The sequence below is a fragment of the Streptomyces sp. NPDC001153 genome (genome assembly GCF_053598315.1).
Genome location: NZ_JBSFJZ010000004.1, coordinates 183,103 through 203,058, shown reverse-complemented (window position 1 = coordinate 203,058; position 19,956 = coordinate 183,103). Strand labels below are relative to the sequence as shown.

The 19,956-nt window shown below is 69.8% G+C and carries 23 protein-coding genes; 14 read left to right on the top strand and 9 right to left on the bottom strand.

Going from position 1 to position 19,956, the window contains the following annotated elements:
* Positions 1-9 precede the first annotated feature (9 nt).
* Positions 10-330: a hypothetical protein gene (locus tag ACWDEN_RS06240; protein WP_228621922.1), complete on the top strand. Its 321-nt coding sequence runs from the start codon at positions 10-12 to the stop codon at positions 328-330.
* A gap of 3 nt (positions 331-333) precedes the next feature.
* Here ACWDEN_RS06240 and ACWDEN_RS06235 read toward each other — a convergent pair whose 3' ends face one another.
* Entirely contained in the window at positions 334-927 is a 594-nt protein-coding gene (locus ACWDEN_RS06235) for a nicotinamidase (RefSeq protein WP_351619772.1), read from the bottom strand.
* A gap of 98 nt (positions 928-1,025) precedes the next feature.
* Positions 1,026-2,372 (bottom strand): nicotinate phosphoribosyltransferase, encoded by a 1,347-nt coding sequence (locus ACWDEN_RS06230; RefSeq protein ID WP_450857553.1) that lies wholly within the window; start codon positions 2,370-2,372, stop codon positions 1,026-1,028.
* 57 nt (positions 2,373-2,429) lie between these two features.
* Here ACWDEN_RS06230 and clpS point away from each other — a divergent pair, with 57 nt between their 5' ends.
* From clpS to ACWDEN_RS06185, 9 genes are all read left to right on the top strand, one after another.
* Positions 2,430-2,747, top strand: a complete 318-nt coding sequence (gene clpS, locus ACWDEN_RS06225; protein ID WP_351619766.1) for an ATP-dependent Clp protease adapter ClpS — start codon at positions 2,430-2,432, stop codon at positions 2,745-2,747.
* A gap of 42 nt (positions 2,748-2,789) precedes the next feature.
* The gene (locus ACWDEN_RS06220; protein ID WP_351619763.1) at positions 2,790-3,395 is read left to right on the top strand and encodes a DUF2017 domain-containing protein; all 606 of its coding nucleotides are present in this window, start codon (positions 2,790-2,792) and stop codon (positions 3,393-3,395) included.
* A 346-nt stretch (positions 3,396-3,741) separates the two neighbouring features.
* On the top strand, positions 3,742-5,178 hold the full coding sequence (locus ACWDEN_RS06215) for an amino acid permease (RefSeq protein ID WP_351619761.1): 1,437 nt from the start codon (positions 3,742-3,744) through the stop codon (positions 5,176-5,178).
* Between the two features lie 134 nt (positions 5,179-5,312).
* Complete coding sequence (locus ACWDEN_RS06210) at positions 5,313-5,735, top strand: M67 family metallopeptidase (RefSeq protein WP_351619758.1); 423 nt, start codon at positions 5,313-5,315, stop codon at positions 5,733-5,735.
* Between the two features lie 79 nt (positions 5,736-5,814).
* Positions 5,815-5,910 (top strand): putative leader peptide, encoded by a 96-nt coding sequence (locus tag ACWDEN_RS06205; RefSeq protein ID WP_309550412.1) that lies wholly within the window; start codon positions 5,815-5,817, stop codon positions 5,908-5,910.
* Between the two features lie 114 nt (positions 5,911-6,024).
* Positions 6,025-6,303: a MoaD/ThiS family protein gene (locus ACWDEN_RS06200; RefSeq protein WP_351619755.1), complete on the top strand. Its 279-nt coding sequence runs from the start codon at positions 6,025-6,027 to the stop codon at positions 6,301-6,303.
* A gap of 17 nt (positions 6,304-6,320) precedes the next feature.
* Entirely contained in the window at positions 6,321-7,271 is a 951-nt protein-coding gene (locus tag ACWDEN_RS06195; protein WP_351619752.1) for a PLP-dependent cysteine synthase family protein, read from the top strand.
* 286 nt (positions 7,272-7,557) lie between these two features.
* Positions 7,558-9,627 (top strand): putative Ig domain-containing protein, encoded by a 2,070-nt coding sequence (locus ACWDEN_RS06190; RefSeq protein WP_351619749.1) that lies wholly within the window; start codon positions 7,558-7,560, stop codon positions 9,625-9,627.
* A gap of 127 nt (positions 9,628-9,754) precedes the next feature.
* Positions 9,755-10,255, top strand: coding sequence for a hypothetical protein (locus tag ACWDEN_RS06185; protein WP_351619746.1), 501 nt, complete (start codon positions 9,755-9,757; stop codon positions 10,253-10,255).
* Here the strand turns inward: ACWDEN_RS06185 and ACWDEN_RS06180 are convergent, their stop codons facing one another.
* On the bottom strand, positions 10,256-10,714 hold the full coding sequence (locus ACWDEN_RS06180) for a type II toxin-antitoxin system PemK/MazF family toxin (RefSeq protein WP_351619743.1): 459 nt from the start codon (positions 10,712-10,714) through the stop codon (positions 10,256-10,258). It lies immediately after the preceding gene.
* Positions 10,715-10,942: 228 nt separating this feature from the next.
* Between ACWDEN_RS06180 and ACWDEN_RS06175 the strand changes: the two genes are divergently transcribed.
* Positions 10,943-11,695, top strand: a complete 753-nt coding sequence (locus ACWDEN_RS06175; RefSeq protein WP_351619741.1) for an MBL fold metallo-hydrolase — start codon at positions 10,943-10,945, stop codon at positions 11,693-11,695.
* 216 nt (positions 11,696-11,911) lie between these two features.
* Here the strand turns inward: ACWDEN_RS06175 and ACWDEN_RS06170 are convergent, their stop codons facing one another.
* Both ACWDEN_RS06170 and ACWDEN_RS06165 read right to left on the bottom strand, forming a co-directional pair.
* The gene (locus ACWDEN_RS06170; RefSeq protein WP_351619738.1) at positions 11,912-13,177 is read right to left on the bottom strand and encodes a PTS transporter subunit EIIC; all 1,266 of its coding nucleotides are present in this window, start codon (positions 13,175-13,177) and stop codon (positions 11,912-11,914) included.
* A gap of 158 nt (positions 13,178-13,335) precedes the next feature.
* Positions 13,336-14,652: a PTS transporter subunit EIIC gene (locus tag ACWDEN_RS06165; protein ID WP_450857547.1), complete on the bottom strand. Its 1,317-nt coding sequence runs from the start codon at positions 14,650-14,652 to the stop codon at positions 13,336-13,338.
* Positions 14,653-14,844: 192 nt separating this feature from the next.
* On the opposite strand from ACWDEN_RS06165, the gene ACWDEN_RS06160 reads away from it, so the two are divergent.
* From ACWDEN_RS06160 to ACWDEN_RS06150, 3 genes are all read left to right on the top strand, one after another.
* Positions 14,845-15,078, top strand: a complete 234-nt coding sequence (locus ACWDEN_RS06160) for a glucose PTS transporter subunit EIIB (RefSeq protein WP_030782705.1) — start codon at positions 14,845-14,847, stop codon at positions 15,076-15,078.
* A 75-nt stretch (positions 15,079-15,153) separates the two neighbouring features.
* Positions 15,154-15,891: a ribonuclease PH gene (gene rph, locus ACWDEN_RS06155; protein ID WP_450857545.1), complete on the top strand. Its 738-nt coding sequence runs from the start codon at positions 15,154-15,156 to the stop codon at positions 15,889-15,891.
* A 116-nt stretch (positions 15,892-16,007) separates the two neighbouring features.
* Complete coding sequence (locus ACWDEN_RS06150) at positions 16,008-16,400, top strand: hypothetical protein (protein WP_450857543.1); 393 nt, start codon at positions 16,008-16,010, stop codon at positions 16,398-16,400.
* A gap of 27 nt (positions 16,401-16,427) precedes the next feature.
* Here ACWDEN_RS06150 and ACWDEN_RS06145 read toward each other — a convergent pair whose 3' ends face one another.
* From ACWDEN_RS06145 to ACWDEN_RS06130, 4 genes are read right to left on the bottom strand one after another with little or no spacing between them, the layout of a single operon-like run.
* Positions 16,428-17,117, bottom strand: coding sequence for a DUF1707 SHOCT-like domain-containing protein (locus tag ACWDEN_RS06145; RefSeq protein ID WP_450857541.1), 690 nt, complete (start codon positions 17,115-17,117; stop codon positions 16,428-16,430).
* A 9-nt stretch (positions 17,118-17,126) separates the two neighbouring features.
* A complete protein-coding gene (locus ACWDEN_RS06140) occupies positions 17,127-18,095 on the bottom strand; it encodes an ABC transporter ATP-binding protein (RefSeq protein ID WP_351619724.1) in 969 nt (322 codons plus the stop codon).
* A 4-nt stretch (positions 18,096-18,099) separates the two neighbouring features.
* Complete coding sequence (locus ACWDEN_RS06135) at positions 18,100-18,876, bottom strand: ABC transporter permease (RefSeq protein WP_351619786.1); 777 nt, start codon at positions 18,874-18,876, stop codon at positions 18,100-18,102.
* A 37-nt stretch (positions 18,877-18,913) separates the two neighbouring features.
* Positions 18,914-19,714, bottom strand: a complete 801-nt coding sequence (locus tag ACWDEN_RS06130) for an ABC transporter permease (protein WP_450857538.1) — start codon at positions 19,712-19,714, stop codon at positions 18,914-18,916.
* Positions 19,715-19,956: the final 242 nt, after the last annotated feature.

The window sequence follows — 19,956 nt, the reverse complement described above, 5'->3', positions numbered from 1 at the left end:
TGTGACCGCATGGCCGCTGGAGGCTTCTGCAAGCTGCCGAACGGCACGGTCGTGGTGGCGCTGAACCTGCCCTACGGCTCCGCCGCGGTGCGGGTACTGGTGCACGCCCAGAACCGCGCCCGAGCCCTGACCAGGCTCCGCAACCTGGGGTTGCGTGCGATCTACCTCCGGGGGAACGCCGCGCCTCCCACACCGGACGAGATCACCGCCGTACTGCACCACCCGGACGGCCTGATATGGCGCACGGCACCGGCCGACAACGGTGTCATCGTGAACGAGCTGTGGCATCCCATCCGGGCACTTCTTCGCAGGTCAGCGGTGGTGCAGTGATCTCTAGCCACTGACCACGGGCTTGCCCGTCAGCTCCACCCCCGCCTCCCGCATCTCCTCCAGGGCCCTCTCCGTCGTCTCCGGAGCCACCCCGGCCGTGAGGTCCAGCAGGACCTGGGTGCGGAAGCCCTCCCGCACCGCGTCCAGTGCGGTGGCGCGCACGCAGTGGTCCGTGGCTATGCCGACCACGTCGACCTCGTCGATGTGGCGGGCGCGGAGCCAGTCGGCCAGGGAGGTGCCGTTCTCCTCCTTGCCCTCGAAGCCGCTGTAGGCCGCCGAGTACTCCCCCTTGGAGAAGACCGCGTCGACCGCGCCGGAGGCGACGGCGGGGGCGAAGTTGGGGTGGAAGCCCACCCCCTCCGTGCCCGCGACACAGTGCGCGGGCCAGGAGTGGGCGAAGTCGGGGTTGTCGGCGAAGTGGCCGCCGGGCGCGATGTGGTGGTCCCGGGTGGCCACCACATGGCGGTATCCGGTGCCCGCCGCCTGGCCGATCAGCTCGGTGACGGCGGCGGCGACGTCCGCACCTCCGGCCACCGCGAGGCTGCCCCCCTCGCAGAAGTCGTTCTGCACATCTACGACGATCAAGGCGCGGCGCATGGTGGGTGTCCTTCGACTGAGGTCCAAGTAACTGAGCCTAGAGACTTACGGCCCCGTAGGGGAGGGGGCGTGGGGCGTGGACGGGCGGCGGTCCCGCTTTAGCTACCCGAGGGCCCCTGGACGTACTCCGTCGGAAGGACGGGTTCCCCTCGGGAGAGCTGGGTGGCGGAGAGGGGAAGGTTCGCGCGGGCGGCGATATGGCGGTCCCGGGGCACGTCCAGGGGTTCGCGGGCGACGACGTCCCCGCTCTTGATCAGCTGGACCAGCAGCCGGTGGTCGGCGAGCTCCGCCGGTACCGCGCCGGTGCCCACGACCTCGGCCTCGGCCACCCCGTCCGCGTCCAGCCGGCGGGCCGCCCACTTGCGGCCCCCGAGGGAGGTCTTGCCGCCGCTGGACTTCTTCGCGACCGGCACGAGCGGTGCCTTCGGGTCGGCGGTCTCGGCACGGGCGACCAGCTTGTAGACCATGGAGGCGGTCGGGTGCCCGGAGCCGGTGACCAGCTGGGTGCCGACGCCGTACGCGTCCACCGGGGCGGCGGCCAGCGAGGCGATCGCGTATTCGTCCAGGTCGGAGGTGACCACGATCTTGGTGTTCGTGGCGCCCAGCTCGTCCAGCTGCTGGCGCACCCGGTGCGCCACGAGCAGCAGGTCGCCGGAGTCGATGCGGACCGCGCCCAGCTCGGGGCCGGCCACCTCCACCGCCGTGCGGACGGCCTCGGCGACGTCGTAGGTGTCCACGAGCAGGGTGGTGCCCCGGCCGAGGGTGTCGACCTGGGCCTGGAAGGCGTCCCGCTCGCGGTCGTGGAGCAGGGTGAAGGCGTGGGCCGAGGTGCCGACCGTCGGGATGCCGTAGCGGAAGCCTGCCGCGAGGTCGGAGGTGGTCGCGAAGCCGCCGACGTACGCGGCGCGCGCGGCGGCGACCGCGGCCAGTTCGTGAGTGCGGCGGGCGCCCATCTCGATCAGCGGGCGCTCGCCCGCGGCGGAGGCCATCCGGGAGGCGGCCGCGGCGATCGCGGAGTCGTGGTTGAGGATGGAGAGGATCACCGTCTCCAGCAGCACGCACTCGGCGAAGGTGCCCTCGACGCGCATGACCGGCGAGCCGGGGAAGTAGACCTCGCCCTCGGGGTAGCCCCAGACGTCCCCGGCGAAGCGGTAGCCGGCGAGCCACTCCAGGGTCTGCTCGTCGACGATCTTCCGCTCGCGCAGGAAGCCGAGGACGTCCGCGTCGAAGCGGAAGTTCTCCACCGCGTCCAGCACGCGCCCGGTGCCCGCCACCACGCCGTAGCGGCGCCCGTCCGGCAGCCGCCTGGTGAAGACCTCGAACACGCTCCGCCGTTCGGCCGTACCCGCCTTCAGGGCGGCCTGCAGCATCGTCAGCTCGTACTGGTCCGTGAAGAGCGCCGTCGAGGGAACATCCACCGGCAGCCGAAGGTCCGCTGTGTTCATGGCAACTGATCGTACTCCCTTTTCGTCGGTGTGACGATTTTTCCTCGCCGTGGCAGCATGGGCACTGTGACGTCACCCGCGCCCCTAGAGATCGAACGCACAGAGTCGGCGGAGGAGGTCTTCGCCGTACCCGAGCCCGACGTCCCCTGGGTCACGATCGTGCACAACGACCCGGTCAACCTCATGAGCTATGTGACGTACGTCTTCCAGTCGTACTTCGGCTACTCCAAGGACAAGGCCACCAAGCTCATGCTCGACGTCCACCACAAGGGCCGGGCGGTCGTCTCCAGTGGCACGCGCGAGGAGATGGAACGCGACGTGCAGGCGATGCACGGTTACGGTCTGTGGGCCACCCTTCAGCAGGACCGGAAATGACCCGCCCCCGTCCGCAGGACCGGAAGTAGCGAACCCATTTACATGCCCGGACATTTCGAACCGCTCCCCGGCGGCGGCGCGGCCGTCGCACTCGACGACGTCGAGATCTCCATCATCCGGTCGCTGGCCGTCCAGCTGCTGGAGCTCATCGGCCCCGGGCCGGGCGCCGACAGCCCGAAGGACCCGCTCGCCGAGCTGTTCGCGGAGGGTCCGAGCGAGCCGCCCGCCGATCCGGTGCTCAGAAGGCTCTTCCCGGACGCCTACAGCGACCCCGAGCAGGCCCCGGACTCGCCCGCCCAGGCCGAGGAGCAGCGGGCCCACTCGGCCGAGTTCCGCCGCTACACCGAGAACGACCTGAGGGCCGGCAAGCGGGAGAACGCGCTCGCGGTGATCCGCAGCCTGGACGCGCTGGCGCCGGTGGACGAGGGCGGGGCGGTGCTGAACCTGTCGCCGGAGGAGTCCCGGCGGTGGCTGGGCGCCCTCAACGATCTCCGGCTCGCGATCGGTGCCCGGCTGGAGATCACCGACGAGGACGACACCGACCTGCTCTACCGGCTCCCGGACGAGGACCCACGCAAGCCGATGGTGATGGCCTATCTGTGGCTGGGCGGCCTCCAGGAGACCCTGGTGACGACCCTTATGTCATAGTCCCGACCGTTTTCGTGTTCGCTCAGCGGACGCTCAAATCCGGATAACGATCCCGTCACCGTTGCGGCCTGGTTTGCCGCATTCGAGGGGTCTTTGTCCGTCTTTTCCTGTGGGGTGCGTCACAACCCTTCTCCGTGATCAATATTGCGGCCGTGATAAATCTTCACGACCGCCCGGCCGACACCACCCATGTCCGGCCGGGTGCGCCACCGAGCCGACGACCGTCGGCCAGGCAGGGGGCGGGACCGCGAATCCCGCCCTGCTCCATCCATCCGGGGGGATCGAAACCCGATCCGCGGCCGACGCGACGAAGGCCCGGGTCGGCATGGAGAAAGGCGCACCACACATGACCTCAGCGCAGGTCGACCAGCATCGCGACGGCGAAGAGGCCGCGCGGACCGCGGACGGCGAGGGCGGCGAGGGGTATCAGCGCGGGCTCGGTTCCCGCCAGATCCAGATGATCGCCATCGGCGGGGCCATCGGCACCGGCCTGTTCCTCGGCGCGGGCAAGGGCATTTCCAAGGCGGGCCCCAGTCTGATCCTGGCCTACGCCGTCGCGGGCCTCGTCATCTTCCTGATCATGCGCGCGCTCGGCGAACTGCTGATGTACCGCCCGGTGTCGGGCTCCTTCTCGGAGTACGCGCGCGAGTTCATCGGCCCCTTCGCGGGCTTCGTCACCGGCTGGACGTACTGGCTGTTCTGGGTGGTCACCGGCATCACCGAGGTCACGGCCGCGGCCGCCTACATGACGTACTGGTTCGACATCCCGCAGTGGGTGTCGTCCCTGATCTTCACGATCGTCCTGTACGGCGCCAACCTGATCTCCGTGAAGCTCTTCGGCGAGCTGGAGTTCTGGTTCTCCATGGTCAAGGTCACCGCGATCATCGGCATGATCCTGATCTGCGCCGGCATCCTCACGGTCGGCTTCTCCGACGCGGGGAAGACCGCCTCGGTCAGTCACCTGTGGAACGACGGCGGCTTCTTCCCGCACGGCGTCGGCAACACGCTGATGACCCTGCAGATGGTCATGTTCGCCTTCCTCGCCGTCGAACTGGTCGGCGTCACGGCGGGCGAGTCCAAGGACCCCAGGACGGTGCTGCCGAAGGCGATCAACACCGTGCCGTGGCGTATCGCCGTCTTCTACGTCGGCGCGCTGATCATGATCCTGTCGGTCGTGCCGTGGACCGAGTTCCACCCGGGCGTGAGCCCCTTCGTCGCGGCGTTCCAGAAGATGGGCCTGTCCGTCGGCGCCGGCATCGTGAACTTCGTCGTCCTGACCGCCGCGCTGTCCTCCTGCAACTCCGGCATGTACTCCACCGGCCGCATGCTGCGCGACCTGGCGCTCAACAGCCAGGGCCCGAAGGTCTTCACCAGGCTGACGCGCAGCGGTACCCCGCTGTTCGGCACGACGTTCTCCGCCGCGCTGATGCTGGTCGGTGTCTGGATCAACTACCAGTGGCCGGGCAAGGCGTTCGACTACGTGGTGTCCTTCGCGACCATCTCCGGCATGTGGGCCTGGATCGTCATCCTGGTCTGCCAGATCCGGTACCGGGCCAGGGCAAGGGTCGGGCTGCTGCCGCAGAGCGAGTTCCGCGCGCCGGGAGCGCCGTACACGAGCATCTTCGCGCTGGCGTTCATCTTCATGGTGATCGTGCTCATGGGCATCGACAAGGACGCCCGGGTCTCGCTTTACTGTGCACCGCTGTGGGCCGCGATCCTCGGCGTCTCCTACTGGGTGCTCCGGCGCCGCAACCCGGGGGCCGCGGCCTTCCGCAAGCGCTGACCATCCCTCCGGGACGTCCAGCCGCACGGGGCTCTCGTGGTGCCCCGCTGCGGCTGCCGCTCAGGACGTCCGGCATATGGGCCGTTCCGTACCAACCCTCGGTACGGAACGGCCCTTCTGCTTATCCTGACGGCATGCTGACCATCACCCAGGCCCTCGTCGACCAGATCGTCGCCCACGCGCGCAAGGACCACCCCGACGAGGCGTGCGGCGTCGTGGCCGGCCCGGCGGGCTCGGACCGCCCCGAGCGCTTCATCCCGATGCTGAACGCGGCGATGTCGCCGACCTTCTACGAGTTCGACTCGGGCGACCTGCTGAGGCTCTACCGCGAGCTGGACGACCGCGACGAGGACCCGGTGGTCATCTACCACTCCCACACCGCCACCGAGGCCTACCCCTCGCGCACCGACATCTCCTACGCCAACGAGCCCGGCGCCCACTACGTCCTGGTCTCCACCCGCGACACCGACGACCTCGGCGACTTCCAGTTCCGCTCGTTCCGGATCGTGGAAGGCGAGGTCACGGAGGAGGAGGTCAGGATCGTAGAGGCGTACTGATCTCGCGATCCGGCCGGAATTCATCCAGCATGCGAGATCACACTCGGGAACCCGGACCGGGAATCGATACGATGACCCCATGGTTCTGAACGACGTGAGCGAGAAGGCGCCGGGCACGCTGCTCGTGGCGCGGCTGCACGTCGACCTGTGCAGGCTGAACAGCGCCATCTGTTGACGTTCCCTGCCGCCGTACGGCCGTGGCCGCGGCGCTCCCCCAGTGCTGAACGCCTGGGGGGACCCCCAGCCGTGCGCCCCCAGACCACACACCTTCCGACAGGAGCCCGCAACCATGGCCATCGAGGTCCGCATCCCGACCATCCTCCGCACGTACACCGACGGTGAGAAGGCGGTGGAGGGCAGCGGGAACACCCTCGCCGAGCTGTTCGCCGACCTCGAGACCCGGCACGCGGGCATCCAGGCCCGCATCGTGGACGAGGGCAAGCTGCGCCGCTTCGTCAACGTCTACCTGAACGACGAGGACGTGCGCTTCATCGACGGCATCGACACCAAGCTGTCGGACGGCGACACCGTGACGATCCTGCCGGCCGTCGCCGGCGGCATGCGCTGATCGGTCGCTGAGCAGCGATGCGCTACGACTCCCCGCTGGCCGCGGTGGGCAACACCCCTCTGGTGCGCCTGCCGCGGCTCTCGCCGTCCGCCGACGTCCGCATCTGGGCGAAGCTGGAGGACCGCAACCCCACCGGCTCTGTCAAGGACCGTCCCGCGCTGCACATGATCGAGCAGGCGGAGAAGGACGGCCGGCTCACCCCGGGCTGCACCGTCCTGGAGCCCACCTCGGGCAACACCGGCATCTCCCTCGCCATGGCCGCCAAGCTCAAGGGCTACCGCATGGTGTGCGTGATGCCGGAGAACACCTCGCAGGAGCGCCGGGACCTGCTCGGCATGTGGGGCGCCGAGATCATCTCCTCCCCGGCCGCCGGCGGCTCCAACACCGCCGTACGCGTGGCCAAGGAGCTGGCCGCGGAGCACCCCGACTGGGTGATGCTCTACCAGTACGGCAACCCGGACAACGCGGGCGCCCACTACGCCACCACGGGTCCCGAGATCCTCGCCGACCTCCCCTCGATCACCCACTTCGTGGCCGGCCTCGGCACCACCGGCACTCTGATGGGCGTCGGCCGCTACCTGCGCGAGCACAGGCCGGGCGTCCAGATCGTCGCCGCCGAACCGCGTTACGACGACCTGGTGTACGGCCTCAGGAACCTGGACGAGGGCTTCGTCCCCGAGCTGTACGACGCCTCGGTCCTCACCACCCGCTTCTCGGTCGGCTCGGCCGACGCGGTCACCCGCACCCGTGAACTCCTGCAGCAGGAGGGCATCTTCGCGGGCGTCTCGACCGGCGCCGCCCTGCACGCGGCGATCGGCGTGGGCAGGAAGGCGGTCAAGGCGGGGGAGTCCGCCGACATCGTCTTCATCGTGGCCGACGGCGGCTGGAAGTACCTGTCCACCGGCGTCTACACGGCGGCCACCACCGAGGAGGCCATCGAGACGCTGCAGGGCCAGCTCTGGGCGTAGCACGGTTTCCGTAACACCGCATTAACGCGGATCAAGCGGTCACCAGCCCCCTCCTATGAGGGGGCTAAGCCATTCCTATGGCAAGGCAAAGAAATTCTTTCACCACTGCCAGTGGTGCTCAGGGCAGAGCTACCGTCCCTCCCGCACCCTGTCATGTCACGCTCACCAGGCGATGACAGGTGCCTGAGAGTGTCATGCTCATGACTGCGCGGTTCTGCCGCCGCTACGCGCGTCACGGGCCTGCCAATCCAGTGCGAATCCCCACGTCAACCGGAGGCAGTACCCCATGCGTGAGTCACGCCCGAGCAGCCGGAGACGGAGTCTGCGAAGACTCGTCGCCGTCGCCTTCCCCGCCCTCGCCCTGACCGTCGCCGGATTCACCGCGGCGCCCACGGCAGGGGCGCAGCCCACCAGCGCGCACCCGCACACCACCAAGGTCACACAGAACGCCAAGGCGCTGACCGACCCGAAGCGGCAGACCTTCCACTCCACCGGCAAGGCCGGCCAGAAGGTGCCGACCGAGCACCTGTGCGCCCAGGCCAGGCCGGGCTACGCGTCCTGTTTCGCCCAGCGCCGCACGGACATCAAGCAGCGCCTCGCCTCGGCGCTCGCCGCCGCCGCGCCCTCCGGCCTCTCCCCGGCCAACCTGCACAGCGCCTACAACCTGCCCACCACGGGCGGTTCGGGCATGACCGTCGCCATCGTCGACGCCTACAACGACCCCAACGCCGAGTCGGACCTGGCCACCTACCGTTCCACGTACGGCCTGTCGTCCTGCACCAAGGCCAACGGCTGCTTCAAGCAGGTCAGCCAGACCGGTTCCACCACCTCGCTGCCGACCAACGACACCGGCTGGGCCGGTGAAGAGATGCTCGACCTCGACATGGTCAGCGCCGTCTGCCCGAACTGCAGCATCATCCTGGTCGAGGCCAACTCCGCCAACGACACCGACCTCGGCATCGCCGAGAACGAGGCGGTCTCGCTCGGCGCCAAGTTCGTCTCCAACAGCTGGGGCGGCTCCGAGTCGTCCTCGCAGACCAGCGAGGACACCTCGTACTTCAAGCACCCGGGTGTCGCGATCACGGTCTCCTCGGGTGACTCCGCCTACGGCGCCGAGTACCCGGCGACCTCCCAGTACGTGACCGCCGTCGGCGGCACCGCGCTCTCCCAGTCCTCCAACTCCCGGGGCTGGAGCGAGTCCGTCTGGTACACCAACTCCACCGAGGGCACCGGCTCCGGCTGCTCGGCCTACGACCCGAAGCCGAGCTGGCAGACCGACACCGGCTGCTCCAAGCGCATGGAGGCCGATGTCTCCGCGGTCGCCGACCCGGCCACCGGCGTGGCGGTCTACGACACCTACGGCGGCTCCGGCTGGGGCGTCGTCGGCGGCACCAGCGCCTCCTCGCCGATCATCGCCTCCGTCTACGCCCTCGCGGGCACCCCGGGCGCGAGCGACTACCCGGCGAAGTACCCGTACTCCCACACCTCCAACCTGTACGACGTGACCAGCGGCTCCAACGGCTCCTGCTCCACCTCGTACTTCTGCACCGCCCGCACCGGCTACGACGGCCCGACCGGCTGGGGCACCCCGAACGGCACCACCGCCTTCACCGCCGGCGGCAGCACCGGCGGCAACACGGTGAGCGTCACCAACCCCGGCAGCCAGTCCACCACCGCGGGCGGCTCGGTCAGCCTGCAGATCCAGGCCACCGACAGCGCGGGCGCGGCCCTCACCTACAGCGCGAGCGGCCTGCCGACCGGGCTGTCCATCAACAGCTCCACCGGCCTGATCTCCGGTACGGCGTCCACCGCGGGTACCTACCAGGTGACGGTCACCGCGCAGGACTCCACCGGCGCCTCCGGCTCGACCTCCTTCACCTGGACCGTCGGCTCCGGCGGTGGCGGCTGCACCTCCTCCCAGCTGCTGGCCAACCCGGGCTTCGAGTCCGGCAACACCGGCTGGAGCGCTTCCAGCGGCGTCATCACCAACGACACCGGTGAGGCGGCCCACGGCGGCTCGTACTACGCCTGGCTCGACGGCTACGGCTCCTCGCACACCGACAGCCTGTCCCAGTCGGTGACGATCCCGGCCGGCTGCAAGGCCACGCTGACCTTCTACCTGCACGTCGACACCGCCGAGACCGGCAGCACCGCGTACGACAAGCTGACCGTGACCGCCGGTTCGACCACCCTGGCGACGTACTCGAACCTCAACGCGAACTCCGGGTACGCGCAGAAGACCCTCGACCTGTCCTCGCTGGCGGGCCAGACGGTCACCCTGAAGTTCAACGGCGTGGAGGACTCCTCGCTGCAGACCAGCTTCGTCGTGGACGACACCGCCCTGACGACCGGCTGATCCTCCGAACGGCCCCGGATCCCGCACGCGGAAACCGTCCGCGTGCGGGATCCTTTTTGACAGCCGGCACGTCACATCTGCACCAGGCGGCCGACCCCTCACGGCCACGGCAGAAAGGCGAACCCCCATGCGCCCCACCCCCATGCGCCGTACGACCCTCTGCGCCCTCGCGGCCACCGCGCTGCTGCTCGCCGGCTGCGGCTCCCAGAGCGGCAAGGCCACCGGCGGCGGTGACGGCAAGGTCTCACCGTCCGGCAAGGTCTCACCGTCCGGCAAGGTCTCACCGTCCGCGTCCCCGAGCGGCGCCGGCTGCGCCCCCCTCGTCCAGCTCAAGGCCGCCGACAGCGGCCGTACCGTGTGCGTGGCCAAGGGCGGCGAGGTCCGTCTGACCCTGGAGGGCAGCAAGTCCCGGCCGTGGAAGCCGGTCACGGCCAGCGGCACGGCCCTGCGGGGCATCAACGCGGGCTTCGTCATCCTGCCGGGCCAGGCCACGGCCGCGTACCGGGCGGTGGCCACGGGAACCGAGAAACTGACGTCCTCCCGGCCGCTGTGTGCCCAGCCGACGGCGCCCGGCCAGATGTCCTGCAAGGGCATCCAGGAGTGGACGGTGACGGTGAACGTGAAGTGATCAGCCGGCCAGGTGCCGCACCTGGTCCCACAGCACCGGGTCCACCACACCCACCCGGCGCCGGAAGTCGCCCACCGGCACCTCGCGCAGCTCGTCGGTCTCCAGGAAGCTCGGCCGGCCCCGGGCGTCACCGACGGCGCCCGGCGGCAGCGGGATCACGCCCGCGCGCTCGTCGTGGTACTTGCTGGTGATCTTGGCGACCGTGGCCCGGTTCCCGCGCACGGCCAGCACCAGGCACGGCCGGTCCTTGGCGTCGGCGCGGTCCTCGTAGGGGACGTCCGCCCACCAGATGTCCCCGGGGGCCGGCCGGGCGGCCCGCGCCGGGCGGGTTCCCGCGCGGCCGAGCGGCCTCAGGCGCCGTCCGGCGTACCGGCGGCCGCGCCCCCAGCCGTCGACGAGCGTGGCGACCAGCGCGAGCAGTATCACCGCCGCGAGTGCCAGCCACCAGGACGTGTCCATACGACGACGTTACCGGCGCGCGCCGAGGATTGCGCGCCCTCTGCGGATCCTTCTACGCCCCCCGGTCCAGCCGAACCGGTGACAGCGCAGGTGAGTTCGCCCACAACGGCCCCTGGCGGAGGAGCGACCCGCGCTTTCGCGCCTTACGCTCGACGAACCGCACGACCCCCGTTTCCTGCCCTTTCGATCTTGCCGTTCGATCTTTCCGCCAACGGAGGTTTCTGCTTCATGAAGCTCACCGTCGTCGGCTGCTCGGGGTCGTTCCCGTCCGCGGAATCGGCCTGCTCGAGCTACCTCCTCGAGGCCGACGGCTTCCGGCTGCTTCTCGACATGGGCAACGGCGCCCTGGGCGAGCTGCAGCGCCACTGCGGTCTCTACGACCTCGACGCGATCTTTCTGAGCCATCTGCACCCCGATCACTGCATCGACATGCTCGGGTACTTCGTCGCGCGCTTCTACCGCCACGACGGCGGCCGCTGCGCCCCGATACCGGTCTACGGCCCCGAGGGCACCGAACACCGCCTGACCACCGCGTACGACGACACGCCCTCCGCCTCCGCGATGAGCGAGGTCTTCGACTTCCACACGCTCAAGCCGTCCACGTTCGAGATCGGCCCGTTCACGGTGCACACCGAGCGGGTCCGCCATCCCGTGGAGGCGTACGCCATCCGCGTCGAGCACGGCGGGCGGTCCATGACGTACTCCGGCGACACGGGGGTCACCGAGGCGCTGGACGAGCTGGCCCGGGACACCGACCTGTTCCTGTGCGAGGCCGCGTTCACGCACGGCAAGGAGAACATCCCCGACCTGCATCTCAACGGTCGCGAGGCGGGCGAGACGGCCGCGCGGGCGGGTGCGCGGCGCCTGGTGCTCACCCACATTCCGCCGTGGACCGACCCGGAGGTCAACCTCCGCGACGCGCGCGAGGTGTTCGCAGGCCCGGTGGAACTGGCCGTGCCACGCACGACGTACGAGATCTAGCCGACCGGGCGGGGCCGGCCGCCGACCCCGCCGGCGAGCGCGAGCGTCGAGCGCACCTTCGCACCTTCTCGGGTCGCCGCGGTCGGCGATCACGGGCGAGACGACGAGATCGCGTCCGGGCGGCAGGTGGCGTCCGCGCCCTGTGCGGGAACGCCGGATTCCCCGGCCGTGCGGTGGTGGCCGGGGAATCCGGTGTCGGGTCGTGGCCCGAGAGTGCTACTTGGCCTCGGCCTTCTGGAGTTCGGCGAGTTCCTCGTCCGACTCCCGGCCCGGTGTGGGCAGGTTGAACCTGGTGATCGCGAAGCGGAAGACGACGTAGTAGACGGCGCCGAAGCAGAGGCCGATCAGCGCCAGGCCCCACGGGTTGTGCGCGATGCCCAGGTTCAGGAAGTAGTCGATCGCGCCGGCGGAGAAGCCGAAGCCGTCCTTCATGCCCAGCGCCCAGGTCAGCGCCATGGAGACGCCGGTGAGGACCGCGTGGATGGCGTACAGGGCCGGCGCGATGAACATGAAGGTGAACTCGATCGGCTCGGTGACGCCGGTGACGAAGCTGGTCAGGGCGAGCGAGAGCATCATGCCGCCGACGACCTTGCGGCGCTCCGGGCGGGCGCAGTGCACGATCGCCAGGCAGGCGGCCGGCAGGCCGAACATCATGATCGGGAAGAAGCCGGTCATGAACTGGCCCGCGGTCGGGTCGCCGGCCAGGAAGCGCGCGATGTCACCGCTCTTGCCGTGGTACGTGCCCGCCTGCAGCCAGGGGAAGGAGTTCAGCAGGTGGTGCATGCCGATCGGGATCAGCGCACGGTTGGCGACGCCGAAGATGCCCGCGCCGACGGCGCCCGAACCGACCAGCCACTCGCCGAAGTTGTGCAGACCGGTGCCGAGGACCGGCCAGATGTAGCCGAAGACGATACCGAGGACCAGGCCCGCGAGTGCCGACAGGATCGGCACCAGCCGCCGGCCGCCGAAGAAGCCCGCCCAGTCGGGCAGCTTGGTGCGGTAGAAGCGCTGGTAGATCAGCGCGACGGCGAGACCCATCACCACACCGCCGAGGACCTTGGCGTCCGCGGGGGCGTTGGCCATGACTATCTTGCCGTCGACGACCGTGGCCACCTTCGGCAGGTTCTTGTCGGTGAACGTGGCCAGCACGTTCTTGAAGACGAGGTAGCCGACGACCGCGGCGAGCGCCGTGGAGCCGTCCGACTTCTTCGCGAAGCCGATCGCGATGCCCACGGCGAACAGCAGCGGCATGTTGTCGAGGATCGCGTTGCCGCCGGCCGCCATGAACGACGCGATCTTCGTCAGGAACGCCGGGAAGGACGGACGGCCCAGCATGTCGGTGTTGCCGAGCCGGACGAGGAGCGCGGCGGCCGGCAGCACCGCCACCGGCAGCATCAGGCTGCGGCCGATGCGCTGCAGCACGGCCATCACGCCGGCGCCCTTCTTCTTCTCGGCCGCGGGAGCGGCGGTCGCCGTGGTCACAAGTTCCTCCAGGGGGCAGGGCGCCGCCCGGGAACCATGGAAGGGGACGGCAGCGTCTCTGGTCTACACCACCCAGTGGTGTAGACCTGTTGTAGCACGATGAAGGCGGGATAAGGAACCACGAAATCCGCTACGACTGCGCTACGCCCCGTGTGCCGTCAGACCTTGGTCACGTCCTCGACCTCCTCCTCGGGCTCCCGGCCCGGTGTCCGCAGGTCGAACCTGGTGATCGCGAAGCGGAAGACGGCGTAGTACACCGCCGCGAAGCACAGGCCGATCGGGATGATCGCCCAGGGTTTCGTCGCCAGGTTCCAGTTGATCACGTAGTCGATGAGGCCGGCCGAGAAGCTGAACCCGTCGTGCACCCCGAGCCCCCACGTCACCGCCATCGAGACACCGGTGAGCACGGCGTGGACGGCGTAGAGCAGGGGCGCGATGAAGAGGAAGGAGTACTCGATCGGTTCGGTGATGCCCGTCACGAACGACGTCAGCGCCACCGACAGCATCAGCCCGCCGATCTCCTTGCGGCGGCCGGGCCTGGCGCAGTGCGTGATGGCCAGCGCGGCGGCCGGCAGCGCGAACATCATGATCGGGAAGAAGCCCGAGGTGAACTGGCCCGCGTGCGGGTCCCCGGCCAGGAACATGTTGATGTCGCCGTGCACCACCGTGCCGTCGGGCTTGGTGTAGCTGCCGAACTGGAACCAGATGGGCACGTTCAGGAACTGGTGCAGGCCGACGACGAGCAGCGACCGGTTGGCGACGCCGAAGACGCCCGCACCCCAGGAGCCGATGTCCCGCAGCCAGCGGCTGAAGCTCTCCAGGCCGGCGCCGATCGGCGGCCAGATCCACAGGCACACCGCCGCGAAGAAGATGGCGACGAACGCCATGATGATCGGCACCAGCCGGCGGCCGTTGAAGAAGCCCAGCCAGTCCACGAGCCGGGTGCGGTGGAAGCGGACCCAGAGGAAGGCGGCCAGCAGTCCCAGGACGATGCCGCCGAAGACGCCCGGGTTCTGGAAGGTGAACGGCGTCACCGAACCCGTGCCCGCGCCGACGCTCACCTGGCAGCCGACCTGCGGGATCGCCTTGGAACCGCCGGGGCAGGACTTCGGGAACTGGTGCAGCACCCCGTAGTAGACGAGAAAGCCCGCCACCGCGGCGAGCGCCGTCGAACCGTCCGCCTTCTTCGCCATGCCGATCGCCACGCCCACGCAGAACAGCAGCGGCAGGCCGAGCGAGCCGTCCAGCAGGGCGCCGCCCGCGCCCATCATGACCTTGGAGACGGCCGTCCAGCCCAGGCCCTGGTCGCCGAACACGTCCGGCTGGCCGAGCCGGTTGAGGATGCCCGCCGCCGGCAGCACCGCGATCGGCAGCTGCAGACTGCGGCCCATCTTCTGCAGGCCCTGGAACAGGCGGTTCCAGCGCTCCCTTGCCGGGCTGACCGTGCTGTCGGCGGATGCGCTCTCGGCACTCATGGCGTCCTCCGGCCACTCGACTCGGACGCGGTTTGGCGACCGTACCCCCTGTGGTGTAGACCAGTCGGCGGACGGTTCCGCTGTCGTGATCGCCATCATGGGGCACCCACGGCATGACCGCTCGCGAAGATGGGCCAACTGTGGGTTACTGCGACAAAGCGGTTCGCATCAGGGAATTCAGGGAGACAGGACATGGCCAGCAAGGCTGAGAAGATCGTCGCCGGCCTCGGCGGTATCGACAACATCGAGGAGATCGAGGGCTGCATCACCCGGCTGCGCACCGAGGTGTCCGACCCCTCCCTGGTCGACGAGGCCGCCCTGAAGGCCGCCGGCGCCCACGGCGTCGTCAAGATGGGCACCGCCATCCAGGTCGTCATCGGCACCGACGCCGACCCGATCGCCGCGGAGATCGAAGACATGATGTGAGCCCCGCCAGCTCACGAAGGGGCTCCTCCCGAGGCGGGAGAAGCCCCTTCACCATGTACGGCTAGGCTCCTTGCCATGTCTCGCATCGACGGCCGTACCCCCCAACAGCTCCGCCCGGTCACCATCGAACGCGGCTGGAGCAAGCACGCCGAGGGCTCCGTCCTCGTCTCCTTCGGCGACACCAGGGTGTTCTGCACCGCCTCCGTGACCGAGGGCGTCCCACGCTGGCGCAAGGGCAGCGGCGAGGGCTGGGTCACCGCGGAGTACGCCATGCTGCCCCGCGCCACCAACACCCGCGGCGACCGCGAGTCCGTCAAGGGCAAGATCGGCGGCCGTACGCACGAGATCTCCCGGCTCATCGGCCGCTCCCTGCGCGCCGTCATCGACTACAAGGCGCTCGGCGAGAACACCATCGTCCTCGACTGCGACGTCCTCCAGGCCGACGGCGGCACCCGCACCGCGGCGATCACCGGCGCCTACGTCGCCCTCGCCGACGCCGTCGGCTGGGCCCAGCGCAAGAAGCTGATCAAGGCCGGCCGGCAGCCCCTCACCGGCACCGTCTCCGCCGTCTCCGTCGGCATCGTCGGCGGCATCCCGCTGCTCGACCTCTGCTACGAGGAGGACGTGCGCGCCGAGACCGACATGAACGTCGTCTGCACCGGCGACGGCCGCTTCGTCGAGGTCCAGGGCACCGCCGAGGCCGAGCCCTTCGCCCGCGACGAGCTCAACGCCCTGCTCGACCTCGCCGTCACCGGCTGCGCCGAGCTCACCGCCCACCAGCGCGCGGCCCTCGAAGCAACGCTCGCGAAGTAAAGGGCGGACCAAAAGGACGAGGGCGCGCGGGCAACCCGCGCGCCCTCCCCGGCGTCCTAGGGGTACGGCAGCCTTACCGGGCCACAGGGGCCCTGCCACGGGAGGGGAACACCACCATGGCCGTCAGCCGACGCCGTCTCACCGCCGTCGCCGCCGTGGCGCTCGCCGCGCTCACCGCCGGCCTCACCACCGGCTGCGACGCCGTGAACAAGGCCCTGGACTGCGTGCAGACCGCCGACTCCATCGCCGACAGCGTCACCGACCTCCAGCAGGCGGTGGAGAACGCGGCCAACGACCCCACCCAGGCCGGCCGATCCCTCGACGCCATCGACAAGAACCTCGACAAGATCGGCGACAGGACCGACAACGCCGACGTCAACAAGGCGGTCGACGATCTGCGGAAGGCCGTGGGGAACGTGCGTACGGCCATCAGGAACGGCGACAGGACCCCGGACGTCAACCCGGTGACCGACGCGGCCGGCGAACTGACCAAGGTCTGCACGAAGTAGCCGCAGCACCCGCGGACGCCGGTGCTCTCAGTGCCCCGGCTCCCGGCGCCGCTCCAGCTTCTCCTGGCGGCGCTGCTCCTTCAGCCGCTGCTGCTCCGCGCGGGTGACCTTGCGGGTCACATCCACCCCGCCCCAGAACGCGAGACCCCCGATGACCACCCGCGGAGCGCCCGGCCCCTGCGGGCCGTCGTCGCGGGGATGGTCGAAGCCGCCCATGATGCCGATGCCGCGGACGACGACCTCGACCCCCGGCGGCACGATGACCTGCACACCGCCCATGATCGCGACACAGTTGATCTCGACCTCGCGGTCCGCGAAGTCCGCCTCCCGCAGGTCGATCTCGCCGCCACCCCAGAACGCGAAGCAGTTGAACTGCTTCGGCACCGTCCAGCGACCCCTGCGCTGAAAGCCCGACATGATGGCGACCGCACCCGCCGAGGACCCCTCACCCCCGACGATCCGCCCCGCCCAGCTCCCGTCCTGCACCGGTTCCTTGGTGAAGGAGACGGGGGCGGGCGCCGGTATGCCGGACGCCGGAAGGTCGCGGGTGAGCGGCGTCAGCTCGCCGTACGTACGCGCCTTGTACGTCGCCTCCAGCCGCTCCTCGAACTCCGCCATGTCGAGCCGGCCCTCGGCCAGAGCGTCCCGCAGGACCTCGGCGACCCGTTCCCGGTCGCTGTCGGACGCCCGGAGGTCCGGACTTGCGTCGTCGGTCATGACAGAAGCCTACGAGACCGCCTTCTCCGCGTACATCTTCGCGATGACCGCCTCGATGTCCGGTTCCCGCACCGACAGGTCCACCAGCGGATACTCCGCCGCGAGATACGCGACGAGCGGCGCGGCCGACTGCCCCGCCGGAAACGCCAGCCACTGCCGCGGCCCCTCCACCCGCACCACCCGCGCCGACGGCACCTCGACCGGCGGCAGTTCCCGCTCCAGGTCCACCACCAGCGTCCGCTCGCTCTCCCCCGCCTCGTGCAGCCCCGCGAGCGGACCGTCGTACACCAGCCGGCCGTGGTCGATCACCATCACCCGCGAGCACAACTGCTCGATGTCCTGCAGATCGTGCGTGGTCAGCAGCACGGTCGTGCCCCGCTCGGCGTTCAACTCCCGCAGGAAACCACGGACCTTCGCCTTCGACACGACATCCAGCCCGATCGTCGGCTCGTCCAGGTACAGCACCTCCGGGTCGTGCAGCAGGGCCGCCGCGATGTCCCCGCGCATCCGCTGCCCGAGCGAGAGCTGCCGTACCGGCACGTCCAACAGGGCGCCCAGCTCCAGCAGTTCGACGCACCGGTCCAGGTTCTCGCGGTAACGGGCCTGAGGGATCCGGTACATGCGGTGCGCCAGCCGGTAGGAGTCGATCAGCGGCAGGTCCCACCACAGGGTCGTACGCTGCCCGAACACCACCCCGATCCGGTGCGCGAGGCGCCGCCGCTCCCGCGACGGATCGATGCCCGCCACCCGCAGCCGGCCCGCACTCGGCGTCAGAATCCCGGTCAGCATCTTGATCGTGGTCGACTTCCCGGCACCGTTCGGCCCGATGTACCCGACCATCTCCCCGCGCGCCACCGTGAACGAGAGTGAGTCCACCGCCCGCACCTCGCGCCGCTCCCGCTTCAGGAACCCGGTCTTCCTGCGCACCTCGAAGACCTTCTCGACCTTCTCCAGTGAGATGAAATCGCCGTCCGCCACCGCGCTAGCTCCCTGTACTCCGATACGAACGAAGTCCCGCCCGCCAGGCCAGCCCCGCCAGCCCGCAGCACCCCGCCGCCACCAGCGGCGGAGCGAACGCCAGCCACCCGGGCAGCCCCAGCGGATACGGCCGCCCCAGCACATAGGTAGCGGGCAGCCAGTTGACGAAGGCCAGCGGCAGCACGAACGTCACCCCGCGCACCAGCTCCTTCGCGAACACCGTCGGCGGATACTGCAGCAGCGTCGTACCGCCGTACGTGAAGGCGTTCTGCACCTCCGAGGCGTCCTGCGCCAGGAACTGGAAGGCCGCCCCCGCCACGAACACCGCGCAGAAGATCCCGCAGCCGCTCACCACCACCACCGGCATCAGCAGCAGCTTCAGCGGCGTCCAGGCGATGTCCAGCCGCGCCACCGCCCAGGTGAGCACCAGCAGGCCCTGCACCACCCGGCCCAGCCTGCGCAGCGCGAACTGGTCGGCCGCCACCTGCGCCAGCACCGGCGCCGGCCGCACCAGCAGCGTGTCCAGCGTGCCGTCGCGCACCCGCCGCCCCAGCCGCTCCATCGAGCCGATCACCAGGTCGGCCAGACCGAAGGCCGTACCGGACAGGCCGTACAGGAAGGCCACCTCGGGCAGCGACCAGCCGCCGAGCGCGTTCACCCGCGAGAACATCAGCATGATCCCGACGAAGTCGAGGAGGGTCGCCGAGAAGTTGCCGAACGTGGTCATCACGAACGAGGCGCGGTAGGTCATCGTGGACCTGATCCACATCCCGGCGATCATCAGATAGGCCCGCAGCCCCTCCTGCAGCCGGCCGTGCTCACCCACCCTGGACCACCACCCTGCGCGTCGCCGCCGACTGCACCAGCCGCCCGGCACCCAGCAGCACCACCGCCCACGCCCCCTGGAACACATACGTGCCCAGCGGATCCGCTTGCCCCAGCAGGATCTGGGCCGGCGCCTGCAGCAGCGAGGACCACGGCAGCGCCCGTACGACCTCACCGAGCGCCCCCGGGAAGATGTTCAGCGGCAGCAGCATGCCCGAGCAGAAGTAGCCGACGAGCCAGGACATCTGCGTCACACCCGTACCGTCCAGGAACCAGAACGTGCTGAGCGCCACCAGGTACCGCAGGCCGAACCCGACGATCATCGCCAGCAGAACGGCGACGAAGAAGGCGAGCCAGGTGCCCACGTCCGTCGGCAAGTACACCGGGAAGCACAGCGCACCGAAGACGAAGGGCACCAGCCCCCGCCCCAGCAACTGGAAGAACGCCCGGCCCAGGTCCGTCGCCAGCCACCACAGCTGCAGGTCGGCGGGCCGGTACAGGTCGATCGCCACGTCCCCCGTACGGATGCGTTCCATCAACTCGTTCTCCACGCCCCCGCCGCCGATCGCGAGCGTCGACAGGAACGCCTGCCCCAGCCACACGTACGTCACGACCTGTGCCTGATCCCACCCGCCCAGGTGCGGCCGCTCGTCCCACAGGGCGCGGTACGTGTAGACGAGGATCAGTCCGAAGACCGTGTTGGTGAACACCCCTGCCGCAGTGGCGGCCCGATACGTCGCGTACCGTCTGAATCCCCCCGCCGCGACGGCCACGTACAACCGTCCCGCGCCCACGCCAGTCAACCTCCCGGGACCGCTCGACACCGAAGCGCAGGAGCCTAGTCCCGGGGCCCGGCGACCGGCCACGCAATTTCGTGCCCGAAGCGTGCTGGAATCCGGGAACGGAACGCCAGGTGCGAGAGTCTTCAAACCGGGGGCGCAGAAGAGCGTACGAGGCGTACCGGAACGTACGACGAAACAGGAGTCCGTGCACGACATGAGCGACGAGCCGCAGCCGCAGCAGCCGACCGAAGGCG